Genomic DNA, 15785 nt, shown 5'->3' with positions numbered 1-15785 from the left:
CCCCGTAAGAGCGCCGTAAGGCGCGGGGCGAGTCTTTAAAGGTTGGAACGAGTGCGGCCGTCATGGGCTTTAATCGTTTCGATCCTGGACTTCCTCTTCTTCATCCGCTTTGGAAAAGCCCGGCTCCCGGTGAATGTTGATCCGGGTAATGCGCAGCCTGGTGGACTCCTCCACCTCGAATATCACATGATCCACGACTCTGCGCTTGCCTTTGGCCGGATTCCCCTCCAGTTCCTTGAACAGCCAACCGCCAATGGAGTCAACCTCGTCGTCCTCGATCTCGATGCCCGTCAAATCGTTGATATCCTCGATCAGCAGCCGGCCGGAGACGGAGATATAGCCATTCTCCTTGTGCTCCACATCGGGGCGCTCATCCTCGAACTCGTCATGCAGGTCGCCGACAATCTCTTCGAGAATTTCTTCCGCCGTAAGCAGGCCGGCCGTGCCGCCGTATTCGTCCACAACCAGCGTCAGCTGGGAATGATGCTTCTGCATCAGCCGCAGCGCGTGGCTGATTTCGATCGATTCCGGCACATTCAGAATCGGGCGGACCAGGCTGGCGAGATTACCCTGCTGCTCCGGGGAAGCGAGCAGAAAATCGGTAATGTGAACAAAGCCGATAATCCGGTCCTTGTCCTCCAGCGCCACGGGATATCTGGAATGCTTGGTCTCCATTACAATCCGCAAATTCTCTTCAACGGAAAGATTCGTATACAGGCAATCCATATCCGTTCGGGGAAGCATCACCTCGCGGGCCAACAGGTCGGAGAACTCGAAGATGTTGTCCATCAGCTTCATCTCGTCCTTATCGATGACACCGCTCTTCGCGCTCTGATTCATCAGAATGCGGATTTCCTCCTCGGAGTGGGCGGCCTCCGCCTCACTCACCGGCTCTACGCCGATGAAACGCAGCAGCCCGTTCGCCGACGCGTTCAGCACCCAGATAACCGGAAAGAACAGCTTGTAAAAGAACATCAGCGGAGCCGACAACAGCAGCGCCGAGCCTTCGGTCCTCTGGATCGCCAGAGACTTGGGCGCAAGCTCGCCAAGCACAATATGTAGAAAAGTGATGATACAGAAGCCGATAACGACCGATACGGTGGAAATCAGTCCATGGTCGGTGACCCCCAGCTTGAACATCAGCGGCTCCACGAGCAGCTCCGAAATCGCCGGTTCCCCCACCCAGCCAAGACCAAGCGAAGCCAGAGTAATGCCGAACTGGGTGGCGGACAGGTAAGCGTCCAGCCGATGGTTGACCTTGAGCGCATAGGCGGCCAGTTTATTGCCCTCGCTTTGAAGCTGGGTGAGCCGGGACTGCCGGACCTTTACTAGGGAGAACTCCGCGGCGACAAATATACCGTTCAGGAAGACGAGCACCAGAACAAGCAGAAGGTTTAGCACTAAACTTCCTATCTCAAATTCCGTATGCGCGGTCATAACAACGCCCCATTTCTACAGAGTGATCGCTTTTCTCGATTTGAAGTCTATATCCGGATAGTACATGTCTTTTACCAATAGATTGGGGCCGCAGCAGCCGGCTTCGGCGCAGTGGCAGTTCACCTGCTGATTCAGCGGGTGCTCATTTTGCCATTCCGCAAATATATCGTCCAGCTTCTGCTCGGCGATGTTCCCGAAGGCTGGAATGTCGGCAAAGTCCGTTACGAATACATCGCCGGTGAACAGATTGACATTGACGCGGTTTCGGCCGTCGGGATCGTTGCGCACCGTAACGTTCTTCTCGGACTTCAGGCGGCGCAGCAGCTTGCGGTCCTCCTCCAGAAAGCTGCAGGCAAAAAAGGGCAGCGTTCCGAACAGCATCCACATGTCGGGATTCCGCCGGTCCAGCAGGCCCTGAATGGCTGCTGCCGTCTCATTCAGGGAGAGAACCGGAAGCGAGGACGCGAAATTGGAGGCGTACATCGGATGAACCTCATGTCTGCGGCAGCCCATTTCTCCGATCAGCCGGTGAATTTCCGGCAGCTTGCCGTGCGTCCGGTAGTTGATCATCGATTCAGCGGAGATGAACATGCCTTCCCGGCTGAGCCGCTCCGCGTTCTCCAGCATCGTGTCATACAGCCGGTAAGCCGTCTCTTTCGCCACCGAATGGCCGCTAGCCGCAAACCCGACCTCATGAAAATCGTTGCCGTTCACATAGTTGAACGAGATATGCATGACGTCAAGATACGGGAGCAGCTTCTCATACCGGGAATAAGGCATCGTCAGATTCGAATTGATCTGCGAGCGCAACCCGCGCTCCTTGGCATATTGAAGTAATGGAACAATGATGTTGTCCACGGTACTTGCGCGGAACATCGGCTCCCCGCCGGTAATGCTGATCGTCTCCAGATGCTCTACTTCCTCCAGCCGGCGTAACATCATCTCCAGCGGCAGCATCTCTCCTTCCCGAGTCGTCAGACTGTCGCCAACCGCACAGTGCTCGCAGCGCATGTTGCACAGATTGGTAACTGTCATTTCCACGCTGGTAAGCACATGCTTCCCGTATCGGCTGAGCGAAGAAATCGGGTCCCACGGATCATAGCTGGGCGACAGCTCCTGGGGTAATGATGCCGGTGATTGAATCCTGTTCATGTGGCAGTAACTCCTTCGATAGCAATTGCTTATTCTCTTTATTAACCAAAAAAAACGCGAAAAACTTCCGTCTTATCCTATATCATACCATGAACTTTTTAAAAAACGCAGGGTTCCGCAACTCGTACAGCCGCTTCCCAAAGCTCATGACGGGTCAAAACAAAGAATGCAGCGGGAAAGAAGGCGAAGACATCCCCCGGCCGGAGGCGCCTTTCGTCCCCATTCCCGCTGCATGGCGGCCGGTTCCGTACGGAACCCCTGGAGATTAGCGAGCATATACAGGGCCTATTCCGTCATATCAGAAATGACCACCGACAGGACCTTGCGCAGATCGATTTCATAGGGAGTCACTTTCTCGCCCTCCGGACCCTCGATGACCCGGACAACGGGCCTGTGGGGAAGGCTTGGATCAATTGAAACGACAACGCCGGTCTCTCCCGTGCTCAGTTTGACGTTCAAGCCAATCGGATAGATCGCCACGCGATCCCGGAAGATCTCAAGCTGATTCTGCTCATAAAGCGTGCCGGAACCAACATACAGCGCCTCCACCGCCTGATGCGGCAGCAGCGCTTTTTTATAGACACGGTTTGATGTCATCGCATCATAGGAATCCGCCACACCGATCCATTTGGCATATTCGTGAATCTCCGGACCCCGAATGCCGCGCGGGTACCCGGACCCATTGATCCGTTCGTGATGCTGATAGGCGCAGTGGGCGGCGAGAAGAGGAATGTTCGGTTCCTCCTTCAGAATCTTAAAGCCGATCTCGGTATGGGCCCGCATGTGCCGGAACTCTTCATCACTCAGCATGCCCGGCTTCTGCACGATCTTGATCGGAATCTGCGTCTTGCCGATATCGTGCAGCAGCGAGCCGAGCCCGAGCACTTTCAGGTCGGAGCTGCTGTAACCGTGAGCGATTCCGAGCACCAGCGTATAGAGACATACATTCAGCGAATGGACGTACAGGTAATTGTCCGTAGTATGCATATCATGAAGCATAATCATCGGGTCTTCCTGCGAAGACATATCGTCGAGAATGGAATCCATGATGTTGGAGAATTTCTTGTCCAGATGGTAAAAGCCTTTCCTGATGCCCGACGAGTTCGACATGTCCTGGAATTGGGTGCGTATCGCCTTCAGCGCCTGATTGCGGGTCTCATCGTGCAGCATCGTCGGAATATCGACATCTTCCGTCAGGGAATCATGTACGTATACATATCCGATATCCATTCTGGCCAGGCGGCCGATCAGAGGACCTGTAAGCTCCACACCGTCTGCGAGCAGCACTAATCCCTCATCGTTATATATTTTTTTGCCCAGCTTCATCCCCTCTTGAAGCCGATTGACTGGTACCAAACGCAACTTGGGCTCACTCCTGCCTTAACGGTAATTGGGTGCCATACAAAATATTCATGATCGCTCGGGTAGCTATACCGTTACCGTTACATCCAGCAAGCGGGTCGATAAAGGTGACTCTTCAGCAAGAAACAGGTCTTAGCGCATAACGAACAGCCAGAAGAAGGCGGCTAGCAAAAAGCGGTAAATGGCAAAATGGGTGAGCCGGATTTTTTGAATCAGACGCATGAACAGTATCACGACGAGGTACGCTACTACAAACGAAACAAGGAACCCGATGGCAAAAATTCCGATAGTGTCGCCGGTAATGTCCTTGTAGGAATCGAGCAGCTCATAGCCTGACGCCGCGCACATGATCGGGATAGCGATCAAAAAGGAGAAATCGGCGGAAGCCTTGTAACTGACCCCGCTCAGCATGCCGCCCGAAATCGTCGAGCCGGAACGTGAAAAGCCGGGCCACAGTACGGAAATAATCTGATACAATCCGATCGCCAGAGCTTGTCCGTAGGACAGGTCATCCAGTTCATGCGCGGTGATCCGCACTTTGCGCTTGTTGACCCACTCGGCGACGATCATCAGAATCCCTCCTGCGACCAGAGCCCACAGCACCGTGCTCGCTCCGAACAGGCTTTTAATGAAATCGCGGGCGAAAAAGGCGACTGCAAGCGCAGGGACGATGCCGAGAAGAACATGAATGAGGTTAAGGCGCGAGCGGGGCATGACGCCAGCTCTCTCCTTCTTGCGGCCGATACCGAGCAGATTAAGGATGCGCCGCCAGTAGATGAGCGCGATTGCGAGAATCGCCCCGAGCTGGATGAAAATCTCGAACGTCTTCATCAAATTGTCCTGTTCTTCAAATCCGAGAAGCCGGGTGGTCAGGATCATGTGACCGGTGGAGGATACGGGAATAAATTCGGTGATGCCCTCAACGATAGCGAGAATGATAGCTGTGATTGTGTCCATGTTTGGCCTCCTAACAGTTCTGCAATTTAGTGGTAAGACAGTCCCCGGGCGCGCACGGCCTGTTCTCGAAGAATAATTCCGACACTTTGCGGGAACCGTTGGAACTATATACATTCTGAAGGTGATGTAGATGCGCTTTTTGTTAGCGGGCTCTCGGCTCCCATCGGACCTTTCCGCACTCGTCCAGACTTCCCGGACGCTGCAGCTCCAGCCGCAGCAAATCCCGGAGAAAATGAGGCAGCAGGTACCGGACATCTTCTCCATTGCTTATCGACTCATACCCCATGCGAAAAGTGAACATGTCGAGCGTCCCGACCGTATACTCCCGGCTGTCGTCAAGCGGCTGTCCGTCGACAAAAACTGCAATATTTGTATCATACGGCATCACATGAGGATCGTACAAGATTTTTAATCCGTCCACAGCCAGACCGCCGAGCCGTTCACCCCGAAAGCCGTATCCGTATACGACCTTCTCACGGAACTCCGCTAACAGACTCTGGTGAAGCGCGGTGCGGATATCCCGTCCGGGCAGCCGCATAATGCACGTGTTAATCGGGGACGGACAGAGCGCATGCAGCATTCCGGCCGTGATCTCCCCTTCAGGAAGCGGTCCTAGCAGCTGACCGGCATTGACCAGCGAAAGCGGGGTCCCTGTGAATCGTCTTACCGACTGCGCCAGCAGATTGGCAAAAGGCGACTCTCCCCTGAGATCAAGGGCCAGCCGCCGGTCGGTAATGGCAACCGTCTCGCTCAGCGCTTCCCTTCCGCGTTCCAGCTGCAGGGCGGCCGCAGAGGAAAGTGAAGGTTCCATGAAATCCGGATTGACGGGCACGCATTCTCCAGCTAAGTAACGGAAACGTCCCGACGCTTCGTCGCGCTCGAATTCAAGGCGCCCTAGATAGTTCCCGAATTTGCCCGCGCCGCATACCGCTGTGCCGCTTACGAGCAGCGGCTGTTCCAGCACGTGATGCGTATGGCCGCCGAGAATGGCGTGAACCCCGTCCAGGCGTTCGGCGAGCCGCTGATCCGTCGGCAAGCCCAGATGCGAAAGGATAATGACAATATCAGCCTTCTGTGCGAGCAGCCGGCATTGTTCCCGAAGGCATTCTTCGGGCTCCAGCACATCCCATCCGAGCAGGGAATAGAACGAGGTGAAAGGAGCGGTTGCTCCTGTAACACCGATCCGTATGCCTTCTCTTTCCAGAATGGCATGGGGCTGCATCCAATGCGGGGGCTTCCCCGTTGCGCTCTCCACCAAGTTGCAGCATACGACCGGACACTGAATGCCGGCAAAGACGGAAGACAGCATCTCCCGGGTAAAGGTTAAGCCTTCATTATTACCGATTGTAACGGCGTCGTAGCCCGTCAGGTTGATCATATCGATATTCGCATGTCCCAAGGTGCCTTCAGTTTCCGGGGCGGCCCGATCCATATGATCTCCGATATCGAACAGAAGCACGGGACTGCTTCGGGCCTCTTGTTTCTGCCTTGCGATAGCGGCTGCAAGCGGGCTCATCATCTCGAAGTGGCTGTGAATGTCATTAGTATGTAGAATCGTCAGACGCTCTGTTTCAGGCCTCATCGTCCAAGCTCCTTCCGCCTGTATATCCGCGCCCATAAGGGGCGGCCGGCAGTTTGTCTATAGTGCCTAGCATAACATTTTAAAAGACATTATGGTATATTGTAGTCATTACGATCATAGCGAGGTGAACTTCAGATGCAGCTTTCCATTCGTCTTTTCGCGGGATTGGCCGAAGTTATCGGCTCCCAGACCTTGAATTTCCACGTTGCCGAGCCTCCTGTAACCGCCGGCAGACTCAAGGAGCTCCTGTCCGCTTCCTATCCGGAAGCCGCCGGTCAGATCGCCGTTTCCATGGTGGCCGTCGACCGCGAATATGCTCCCGAAGACACCGTAATTCCCGAATCTTCCGAAGTGGCGCTGATTCCTCCGGTTTCCGGGGGAGAGCCCTCCCCGGAGGAGAACAGCACTCAGGATGGATTGTACACCGTAACGGAGCAGCCGCTCCGTACGGAGGACATCCTGGCAAAAGTGTTGGACAGGAATCACGGCGCTTCGCTTGTCTTTGTCGGAACGACCCGGGAAATTACGGGCAGCGAGCACACCTCCGCCCTGTACTACGAGGCTTATATTCCGATGGCCCTCTCCAAATTTGAAGAAATCGGCAGGGAAGTCGGGGAACGCTGGCAGGCGCGCTGCGCCATTTCGCACCGCATCGGACATGTGGGCGTGCAGGAAGCAAGCGTTGTGATCGCGGTATCTTCCCCGCATCGGGCGGCCTGTTATGAGGCCAGCCGCTTTGCGATTGAAGAGCTGAAACGAATGGTCCCCATCTGGAAGAAAGACATAGGCGAATCCTCCCAATCGTGGAAAGGCGCCGATCCGGCTTCCCGGGACAATTGACCTGCTCCCCCCGCTGATTCTCATTGAAAATTTTACCTGCTCTTGTTATGCTTGAAGCAAATAACTGGCAGGGGAGACATTGGATTTGAGAGTTCACGTCACAGATTTAAAGCCCGGCGATTGCCTGAAGGACGACACCTTCAGCAAGAGGGGCATTCATGTGCTGTCCAAGGGAGCTCTGCTCCAAATGGATGATATTTCCAGGTTAATTCGGCATGATGTGGACTATGTGGATATTGAGGACCCCCCTCAAACACTCGCTTCGATTCCTCGTGTCTTCCATACGGTTACCACGAATTTTGACCAAAGCATCGAGGGCTTTCAATCCCTCTATCTGGAGGCGTTGTCCAGAGGAAGCTTCAACCGTTCCATGGTTGACGATATCCTGAAGCCTCTGCTTCACTCGCTCGACCAGCACAAGGACACTGTTTCGCTGCTTCTTCTGCTGGATCGTGATGATGAATATACCTATACCCATTCCCTTCAGGTCGGTATGCTAACCTATTATATTGCTACCTGGCTCGGTTATTCCAAGCAGGAATGCTACGAAATTTCCCGGGCGGGTTACTTGCTCGACATTGGCAAATGCCGTATCCCGACTTCCTTGCTGAACAAGCCCGGCAGACTGACTCCAGAAGAATTTCAGGAGGTCAAGCGGCACACTACATACGGATATGAAATCATCCGCAATTCCATGAACGATGACAGCACGGCGCTTGTGGCTCTTCAGCATCATGAACGCGAGGACGGGTCGGGTTATCCCGGGCGTCTGAAATCAAGCGAAATTCATCCCTACGCCCAAATCGCCGCAATCGCGGACGTGTACAGCGCAATGACAACAACCCGCGCGTTTCAGTCCAAGCAGGAGTTTATCAGTGTATTGCGAGAGCTGCATAATCTCGGATTCGGCAAATTGAACGGCAAATTTGTACAATCCTTTATCCATCATTTAATTCCTAACTTTATCGGCAAAAGAGTGCTGCTCAGCACCGGCGACATGGGAATTATCATCATGAATAACCCAATTGACGTCTTTCGGCCTCTCGTCCAGAGCGAAGGCCGCTTCATCGATCTGGACCGGGAACGGCAGGTTTCAATTGTAGAAATCTATATGGAGTGACAGACTTGGCCCTCCGGGAAGCTTCCCGGGGGGCTGCTCTTATTATGAGGTTACACCGGCCCTGCATATCACCCACGGTTTAAGATTTTTCGTCATGCCCCGCCAAAAGACGGATACGCCTTGTACATATTATTTTCATATAGTTCCATATACCTAGTATAAATAGAGTAGTATAATTGGAAGAAAATAGTTTGTAAGGAGATGCAGCACAATGGTTAAGCAAGCGGTAAAAGCGGGTCTTTTGTTCATGCTGGCCTTTATCCTCTCGGCTCAGCCCCTCTTTGCGGCAGGCAAGACTGTGAAGGTTAAAGTGACCTTCGTAAGCGCTGAGCTGGTTCAGAACGAGCATGTGGGCAATGAGTGGTGGTGGGGCGGTTATGTCAATGGCAAGGAGCTTGAGGAAGGATCGTCTGTGACTGTAAGCGCCAGCTCATCGGGTTCCATCAAGCTTCGCGCGGAAGCCCAGGAACAGGATAAAATTCCTGAAGACGGAATCGCCAATGCTTCCGTTAAAGTGTCCTCCCTTAAATCCTCCATCAACAAACGTTGAACGTCACTGTTACCGAGAACCGCGGACGGTATTCCGGAAACACGGCCACATGGCGTTTTGTATTCAAGGTGGAGAAGCTGTAACCCGCTGCATATATGCACATAAATACCCCGGCGGAGCCTGAACATTCAGGACTCTGCCGGGGTATTTATTTGTCACAGAAACCGGAACTGCGCTTCGATCAGGCCGTTATATATGCCTTCCCGTTCCGTCAGCTCGCGGTGCGTTCCCATTTCTTTAATTTCCCCGTGATCGAGAACGACGATCTGGTCCGCATGGCGGATCGTGGACAGCCGGTGGGCGACGATGAACGACGTCCGGCCTTTAAGCAGCACCTTTAGCGCCTCCTGAATCTTCAGCTCCGTCTCGGTATCGATGCTGGCCGTCGCTTCGTCCAGAATCAGAATACGCGGGTCGGCCAGCAGCGCCCGGGCAAATGACAACAGCTGACGCTGCCCCATCGACAGCGCGCTGCCGCGCTCCTCTACCTCGGTATCATAGCCGTCCGGGAGCTTCATAATGAATTCATGGGCATCCACCGCTTTGGCCGCTTCTTCAACCTCTTTGTCTGTCGCGTCAAGCCGCCCAAAGCGGATGTTATCCCGGATGGTCCCGGAGAAAATAAACGTATCCTGCAGCACGATTCCGATTTGGCTCCGGAGACTGCTCAGAGTGACCTCGCGGATGTCCCGGCCGTCTATTGTAATTAGTCCGCCCGTAATATCATAGAAGCGCCCGATCAGATTAATAATGGTGCTCTTACCCGAACCGGTATGGCCGACTAACGCGATCGACTGCCCCGCTTTGACATCCAGATCGATTCCTTTCAGCGCGGCGCGGCCTCTCTCATACTCGAAATAGACCTTCCGGAAGGCGATATCGCCGCGGATCGTCGGCAGCGGCTTCGCGCCGGGATGATCCCGGACAAGCGGCTCTTCATCAAGATATTCAAAAATGCGTTCCGAAGATGCCATCGCCACAAGCAGCTGATTATAGGTCTGCCCCAGCCGGTTGATCGGGTCCCAGAAGTTGCTCACATAAGTACTGAAAGCCACGAGCACACCTACCGTCAGATTCCCCGTCTGGATCAGATGCGCTCCGAGCCAGAACAGAATCAGCGTTCCGATGCCGCCCGTGATCTCGATAATCGGTCCGAAAGACTGGTTCATGGCTGACGCCTTATCCCAGGACTTCTTGCTGTCCATGTTCATGGCGTCGAAGTAGCTCATGTTCTCGAGCTCCTGGGTGTAGGCCTGGGTTACCCGTATGCCTTGAATCGACTCGTTCAAATGCGAATTGATCCGCGAGTTCTTGATCCGGACCTCCTGCCAGGCGATGCGGATCGTCTTGCGGAGCTTCGTCGAGACGAAGAACATGATCGGCACCGTCACCATGACGGCGAGGCCCAGCTTCCAGTTCAGCGCCAGCAAAATTACGATAATCCCGGCAAGCTGAACGCAGTCGATAATCGAGTTGACGACCCCATTCGTGAACAGATCCTGGAGCGAGTTGATGTCATTGGTCACCCTCACCAGCACCGAGCCTGCCGGTCGTTTGTCGAAAAAGTTGAATGAGAGCTTCTGAATATGCTTGAACAGATCGGAGCGGAGATCGTAGATGACGCGTTGGCCGATCACATTGGTGTACTTGATCCGGTAGACACCGGCAACCCACTGTACGATGTACAGTACGATAACGCCTGCGGTAAGAAGATAGAGCAAGGTCGGATTCGGGATTCCTGTCCTCGGTGCGATGGCTTTATCAATCGCCTGACTGGTGAGAAACGGTACCGCAAGCTTGGTGATCGTGCCCAGTACCATCATCAGCAGAACAAGTGGGAGCATCTGCCTGGCATATGGCTTCATGTAGCCGAACAACCGGAGAAACTGCCTCCAGTCGAAGGGCTTGTCAATGACATCGTCATCCTTGTAGACGAATCTCTCCTGCGTCGATATCTCCGTTCCCGTCTTCAAAGAGCTGGGCGCTTCCTCTTTGGTCTTCACCGTCACATGGCTCACTGTACCTCACCTCCAGCGGCTTTCGCCAAATAATCGGCGTATTGAATCCGGTACACATCCTGGTAGGGGCCCGGAACCTGAATTAACTGATCATGGGTGCCGCGCTGCGCGATTTTTCCTTCGTCCAGAACAATGATCTCGTCCGCATGCCGGAGCGAAGAAATGCGGTGCGCGATAATCAGTGTCGTCCGGCCGCGCATAACCTCCTGAAATCCTGCCTGGATTTCATGCTCCGTCTCCATATCGACCGCGCTTGTGGCATCGTCAAGAATCAGAATCCGCGGGTTCTTCAGCAGAGCTCTGGCGATTGCAACCCGCTGCTTCTGGCCTCCCGAGAGCCCCATGCCGCGCTCACCGACAATCGTCTCGTACCCTTCCGGCAGCTCCATAATAAAATCATGCGCCTGTGCCAGCTTGGCTGCCCGGATTACCTCCTCCATCGTCACATCCTTCAGCCCGTAGGCGATATTGTTCCGAATCGAGGACGAGAACAGAAAGGTCTCCTGAAATACGGTGGCGATCTGAGATCTCAAGCTGCGCACTCCGAGCTCCCTGATGTCGGTGCCGTCCAGTCTGATGCTGCCCTCATTAACATCATAAGCCCGCATGAGCAGCTGGATGATCGTTGATTTGCCCGAACCGGTCCCGCCAAGGAAACCGATGACCGAGCCGGCTTTTGCCTCAAAGTTAATATCCGTTACAGCCGGAAGCTTATTTCCATACGCAAAGGTAACATGATCAAACTCGATATTACCCTCAACTTCGGTCGCAGCCACTTCCACCGCACCCGGTCGATCCCGGACGTCGATCCATTGATTCAGCACCTCCAGCACTCTTTCTCCGGAAGCCTTTGACTGGGTATAATTGTTGATATGAAAGCCGAGCCCCCATACGGGAGCGATAATATACCAGATCAGACTGAAAAAAGCGACCAGTTCGCCGAGTGTCATTCCATAATTAATGACCAGCGTTCCGCCCACTCCAAGGAGAATAGCCACACAGGCGCAAGCCAGAAACTCCATGATCGGAAAGAACTTGCTCCAGAGACCGGCTGCAAAAATTTGATTATTTTTATACCGCTCATTACGACCGGAGAATTTCTCCACCTCATGCGGCTCTCTGGCAAAAGATTTGACGGTCCTCACACCGGTCACGTTCTCCTGAACCGCCGTTGTCAGCGCGCTGAGCGCAAGACGCATCTCCTGAAAAGCCGGATGAATGCGGGATTCGAACCTGAAAGCTACCGCTGCCAGCAGCGGCATCGTGACAAGCGTCACCAGCGTAAGCTGCCAGTTGAGCGAGAACATCATGATCGATCCGAAAACCACCATGAAGAAAACATTCAGCAGCTGCGCGAATCCGAAGCCGATGAACAGCCGGATCGCCTCGAGATCACCGGTCAGCCGGGACATGAGATCTCCGGTCTTTGCGGTGTCGTAATAACGGAATGACAGAAACTGCAGTTTCTCATAACAGGCGTTGCGGAGCCGGTAGGCCAGATAATTCCCAACCCTTCCTCCGAAAAAACCGTGTGCGAACTGCAAACTCGCCTTCACGCACACCACAGCCAGTACGGTCAGAGCAAGCAGGGGAACGTCATCGAACTTCATGGGCACAATCACATCGTCAATCAGCTTCCTCAGCAGGTTCGGGGTAATCAGCCCTACTGCCGTAGCGGCGGCTAAACATACTATCGAAAGAATCAGATAATGCAGCCTCTCCCGGTAAAAGCCCCGCAGTTGCCTAAGAACATCCATGTCTCTCCTCCTTTATTTCACACCTTTCCAAAATTTAACGCTTTCAGTTTTTAGCGACTTTAAGCAGTTTATCATTCCTAAATTGATGGAGCAAAGCGGAAAAATAGCCGGATTCGGCGTTAAATCCTGGAATTTGACGTTTATTCTATCCAAATCGGTCCTCGCGTTCATAGAATGCTTCTATTCTCTCCTCCATGCTGGCCTTATCTAGGATAAATCGGGAACAAAATAAAAAGCGTCTCCAGCGCGGAAACGCTCATCGTTATCCTGTCATTACCGTTGTCAAGCTTGCAAGCTTCGGATGGAATCAGGAGGGCTCGGGCGCCGCCATCTCCGTCATGACTTGCCAAATGATCCCGTACTTGTCCTCAAGCTGACCGAAGTGCGCTCCCCAAAATTGTTTCTTTAATGGCTCCATGATTTTGCCGCCCTCGGCCAGCTTGTCAAAAGCGGCATAAGCCTCTGCTTCCGCAGGAAATTCAAGCGAGAGAGCCAGCCCGTTACCACGCTCGAACGCCCACATGGAATCACACATGTAAAATACAATACCGGCCGCCTTCAGACTCAGATGCATAACCTTATCTTTGTACTCCGGATTCGGGTCGGGACCATCCGCAAATGTCATCACGTCCAGAATTTCTCCGCCAAGCGCCTCGGTATAAAAAGCAGCCTGAGATTTGGCATCCTCCGAAAAAATGTACGGGGTCAGTTTAGCCATGTCTTCAACATCCCTTTCAATCTTGGATTTTAAATATCTACTGCCATGTTATCATAGAACATATGTTCGTGTCTAGTCCAAAATATAACCCGGCCGCGGCCGGGTCGGGCTTACCTTATTTTTTGATAACCATTCTCGTGGTCTTCTTATTAACCGAAGCATCATGGTCGGCTGCATAATCATTCAGCAATTTTTGCGCGGAAATGCACTCGGTCGGCGTACCTGCGCCTGTAGTGCGGAGCAGCTCGATCATTTTCCCCTTTACATTCAGGTTAGTAAGGAGCTCTCCGCTGCGCAGGAAACAGAATTTAATATCTTCACCCTCCGGAAGGTACCTCTCGCTTGTGTTCGTTCCTGAATCAATCGTATAGAACTCAATACGGCCTTCGAGGTTGATGCCTCCAAAGGCAATCATTATCTTTACATCCCTTTGACTCGGATCATCGACTTTAAAAAAATCGACCAAAGCTTGATGAATGGCGGCAAAATCCGTTTTTTCATCAAAGTAGGGAAGCATCTGGACTGAAAGCTCTTCACAAGGTCCTTGACTGCCCGCGAAAGCAATAAAAGCGCTGTTACCGATATTAATAAAATTCTGATAATCCTCCTGCAAAACCTCGTTGTTCTCACCCAGCAGCTTTCCGTCGCTCATCACACTTAAAAAATTCTCCCGGCCCAAAATAGACACAAAGCTCATGATATTCCCCCTAATTTCCAGCACAATTTAAAGTATGTAGGCCTAAATAAAATACGTGTCCGAGCGTCTTGGGCATAAGAGCGTCAAGTTCACTGGCGGACACGTATCTAAGATGATATTTGATTATCGGGCTAAACTCCGTCCGAAAGCCGGAAAACCTTGAATAATCAAGGTTAACCGATGCTTCCTTCCATCTCGAACTTGATGAGACGGTTCATTTCGACGGCGTATTCCATCGGCAGCTCCTTGGTGAACGGCTCGATGAAGCCCATGACGATCATCTGGGTTGCTTCGGCTTCCGACAGACCGCGGCTCATGAGGTAGAAGAGCTGTTCCTCGGATACCTTCGAGACCGTCGCTTCGTGCTCAAGCGTAATGTTATCGTTCATAATCTCATTATAAGGAATCGTATCCGAAGTGGACTCGTTATCCATAATGAGTGTATCGCACTTGATGTTCGATTTCGCGCCTTCCGCCTGGCGGCCGAAGGAAGCAAGTCCGCGGTAAGTAACTTTGCCGCCGTGCTTGCTGATCGATTTGGAAATGATGGTGGATGTTGTGTCCGGTGCCAAATGGATCATCTTGGCCCCTGCGTCCTGGTGCTGGCCTTTGCCGGCCACTGCGATGGAGAGCACGGAGCCTTTGGCGCCGCGTCCTTTCAGTACAACGGCCGGGTATTTCATCGTCAGCTTGGAGCCGATGTTGCCGTCAACCCATTCCATCGTCGCGTTCTCTTCCGCAACCGCGCGTTTCGTTACGAGGTTGTAGATGTTCGGCGCCCAGTTCTGGATAGTGGTATAACGGACACGCGCGTTCTTTTTGCAGATGATCTCAACGACGGCGCTGTGCAGCGAGTTCGTGCTGTAGACCGGAGCGGTACAGCCTTCCACGTAATGCACGAAGCTGTCCTCGTCGGCGATGATCAGCGTTCTTTCGAATTGACCCATGTTCTCGGAGTTGATGCGGAAGTAGGCTTGCAGCGGAACTTCGCATTTAACGCCCTTTGGAACATAGATAAAGCTGCCGCCCGACCACACGGCGCTGTTCAGCGCGGCGAACTTGTTGTCGGCAGGAGGAATAACGGTGCCGAAATATTCCTTGAAAATCTCGGGATGCTCACGAAGAGCCGTGTCCGTATCCGTAAAGATAACGCCCTGCTCTTCCAGATCCTTCTGCATGCTGTGATATACGACTTCGGATTCATACTGGGCGGATACACCCGCTAGGAACTTTTGTTCCGCTTCGGGAATACCAAGCTTATCGAAGGTTTCCTTGATTTCGGAAGGGACCTCTTCCCAGGTCTTCCCCTGCTTCTCGGAGGGTCTGACATAGTACTGAATGTCGTTGAAGTCCAGCTCGTCAAGGTTTCCGCCCCAACGCGGCAGCGGCATTTTGTCGAATTGACCGAGCGATTTCAGTCGGAAGTCCAGCATCCACTGCGGTTCATTCTTGATAGCCGAAATTTCCTTGACGATTTCCGGAGTCAGCCCTTTACCCGTTTGAAATACCGCCTTGTGCTCGTCCCGAAAACCATATTTGTACTCTTCAATTTCAGGCGCTTTTTTGGCCATGGGGGTATGCCTCCTTCATTTCAT

The 15785-nt window shown here is 53.1% G+C and carries 13 protein-coding genes; 3 read left to right on the top strand and 10 right to left on the bottom strand.

What is annotated here, in order from left to right; translation table 11 throughout:
- Nucleotides 1–69 precede the first annotated feature (69 nt).
- The 5 genes from G5B47_RS11590 to G5B47_RS11570 all read right to left on the bottom strand — a co-directional run bounded on the left by G5B47_RS11590 (nt 70) and on the right by G5B47_RS11570 (nt 6490).
- Nucleotides 70–1437, bottom strand: coding sequence for a hemolysin family protein (locus tag G5B47_RS11590; protein WP_165098041.1), 1368 nt, complete (start codon nt 1435–1437; stop codon nt 70–72).
- Between the two features lie 15 nt (nt 1438–1452).
- A complete protein-coding gene (gene yfkAB, locus G5B47_RS11585; protein ID WP_165098039.1) occupies nt 1453–2589 on the bottom strand; it encodes a radical SAM/CxCxxxxC motif protein YfkAB in 1137 nt (378 codons plus the stop codon).
- 285 nt (nt 2590–2874) lie between these two features.
- Nucleotides 2875–3951 carry an HD-GYP domain-containing protein gene (locus G5B47_RS11580; RefSeq protein WP_235957144.1) on the bottom strand — a complete coding sequence of 359 codons (1077 nt, stop codon included), beginning with the start codon at nt 3949–3951 and terminating at the stop codon, nt 2875–2877.
- A gap of 132 nt (nt 3952–4083) precedes the next feature.
- Nucleotides 4084–4908, bottom strand: a complete 825-nt coding sequence (locus G5B47_RS11575; protein ID WP_165098036.1) for an undecaprenyl-diphosphate phosphatase — start codon at nt 4906–4908, stop codon at nt 4084–4086.
- 142 nt (nt 4909–5050) lie between these two features.
- The gene (locus G5B47_RS11570; RefSeq protein WP_165098033.1) at nt 5051–6490 is read right to left on the bottom strand and encodes a bifunctional metallophosphatase/5'-nucleotidase; all 1440 of its coding nucleotides are present in this window, start codon (nt 6488–6490) and stop codon (nt 5051–5053) included.
- Between the two features lie 135 nt (nt 6491–6625).
- On the opposite strand from G5B47_RS11570, the gene G5B47_RS11565 reads away from it, so the two are divergent.
- The 3 genes from G5B47_RS11565 to G5B47_RS11555 all read left to right on the top strand — a co-directional run bounded on the left by G5B47_RS11565 (nt 6626) and on the right by G5B47_RS11555 (nt 9000).
- Entirely contained in the window at nt 6626–7330 is a 705-nt protein-coding gene (locus G5B47_RS11565) for a molybdenum cofactor biosynthesis protein (protein ID WP_165098030.1), read from the top strand.
- 85 nt (nt 7331–7415) lie between these two features.
- Nucleotides 7416–8450, top strand: coding sequence for an HD-GYP domain-containing protein (locus G5B47_RS11560; RefSeq protein ID WP_165098027.1), 1035 nt, complete (start codon nt 7416–7418; stop codon nt 8448–8450).
- Nucleotides 8451–8661: 211 nt separating this feature from the next.
- Nucleotides 8662–9000: a hypothetical protein gene (locus tag G5B47_RS11555; RefSeq protein WP_235957143.1), complete on the top strand. Its 339-nt coding sequence runs from the start codon at nt 8662–8664 to the stop codon at nt 8998–9000.
- Between the two features lie 155 nt (nt 9001–9155).
- Here the strand turns inward: G5B47_RS11555 and G5B47_RS11550 are convergent, their stop codons facing one another.
- The 5 genes from G5B47_RS11550 to sufB form a co-directional block, all read right to left on the bottom strand.
- Nucleotides 9156–10973 carry an ABC transporter ATP-binding protein gene (locus tag G5B47_RS11550; RefSeq protein WP_206107338.1) on the bottom strand — a complete coding sequence of 606 codons (1818 nt, stop codon included), beginning with the start codon at nt 10971–10973 and terminating at the stop codon, nt 9156–9158.
- A gap of 41 nt (nt 10974–11014) precedes the next feature.
- The gene (locus G5B47_RS11545) at nt 11015–12775 is read right to left on the bottom strand and encodes an ABC transporter ATP-binding protein (protein ID WP_165098022.1); all 1761 of its coding nucleotides are present in this window, start codon (nt 12773–12775) and stop codon (nt 11015–11017) included.
- Between the two features lie 307 nt (nt 12776–13082).
- The gene (locus tag G5B47_RS11540; RefSeq protein WP_165098019.1) at nt 13083–13493 is read right to left on the bottom strand and encodes a VOC family protein; all 411 of its coding nucleotides are present in this window, start codon (nt 13491–13493) and stop codon (nt 13083–13085) included.
- A gap of 115 nt (nt 13494–13608) precedes the next feature.
- Nucleotides 13609–14190, bottom strand: a complete 582-nt coding sequence (locus G5B47_RS11535) for a hypothetical protein (protein ID WP_165098018.1) — start codon at nt 14188–14190, stop codon at nt 13609–13611.
- A gap of 173 nt (nt 14191–14363) precedes the next feature.
- Nucleotides 14364–15761, bottom strand: a complete 1398-nt coding sequence (gene sufB, locus G5B47_RS11530; RefSeq protein ID WP_165098016.1) for a Fe-S cluster assembly protein SufB — start codon at nt 15759–15761, stop codon at nt 14364–14366.
- Nucleotides 15762–15785: the final 24 nt, after the last annotated feature.

The sequence above is a fragment of the Paenibacillus apii genome (assembly GCF_011043685.1).
GTDB lineage: Bacteria > Bacillota > Bacilli > Paenibacillales > Paenibacillaceae > Paenibacillus_AQ > Paenibacillus_AQ sabinae.
The sequence above is the reverse complement of the archived record's forward strand: the minus strand, read 5'-3'. Positions and strand labels throughout refer to the sequence as shown.

What these genes read in the sequence shown, in the direction of transcription:
- G5B47_RS11570 (WP_165098033.1), bottom strand. Translation starts at nt 6,490, where the DNA reads ATGAGGCCTGAAACAGAGCGTCTGACGATTCTACATACTAATGACATT.
- G5B47_RS11540 (WP_165098019.1), bottom strand. Translation starts at nt 13,493, where the DNA reads ATGGCTAAACTGACCCCGTACATTTTTTCGGAGGATGCCAAATCTCAG.
- sufB (WP_165098016.1), bottom strand. Translation starts at nt 15,761, where the DNA reads ATGGCCAAAAAAGCGCCTGAAATTGAAGAGTACAAATATGGTTTTCGG.
- G5B47_RS11545 (WP_165098022.1), bottom strand. Translation starts at nt 12,775, where the DNA reads ATGGATGTTCTTAGGCAACTGCGGGGCTTTTACCGGGAGAGGCTGCAT.
- G5B47_RS11565 (WP_165098030.1), top strand. Translation starts at nt 6,626, where the DNA reads ATGCAGCTTTCCATTCGTCTTTTCGCGGGATTGGCCGAAGTTATCGGC.
- G5B47_RS11535 (WP_165098018.1), bottom strand. Translation starts at nt 14,190, where the DNA reads ATGAGCTTTGTGTCTATTTTGGGCCGGGAGAATTTTTTAAGTGTGATG.
- G5B47_RS11555 (WP_235957143.1), top strand. Translation starts at nt 8,662, where the DNA reads ATGGTTAAGCAAGCGGTAAAAGCGGGTCTTTTGTTCATGCTGGCCTTT.
- G5B47_RS11575 (WP_165098036.1), bottom strand. Translation starts at nt 4,908, where the DNA reads ATGGACACAATCACAGCTATCATTCTCGCTATCGTTGAGGGCATCACC.
- yfkAB (WP_165098039.1), bottom strand. Translation starts at nt 2,589, where the DNA reads ATGAACAGGATTCAATCACCGGCATCATTACCCCAGGAGCTGTCGCCC.
- G5B47_RS11590 (WP_165098041.1), bottom strand. Translation starts at nt 1,437, where the DNA reads ATGACCGCGCATACGGAATTTGAGATAGGAAGTTTAGTGCTAAACCTT.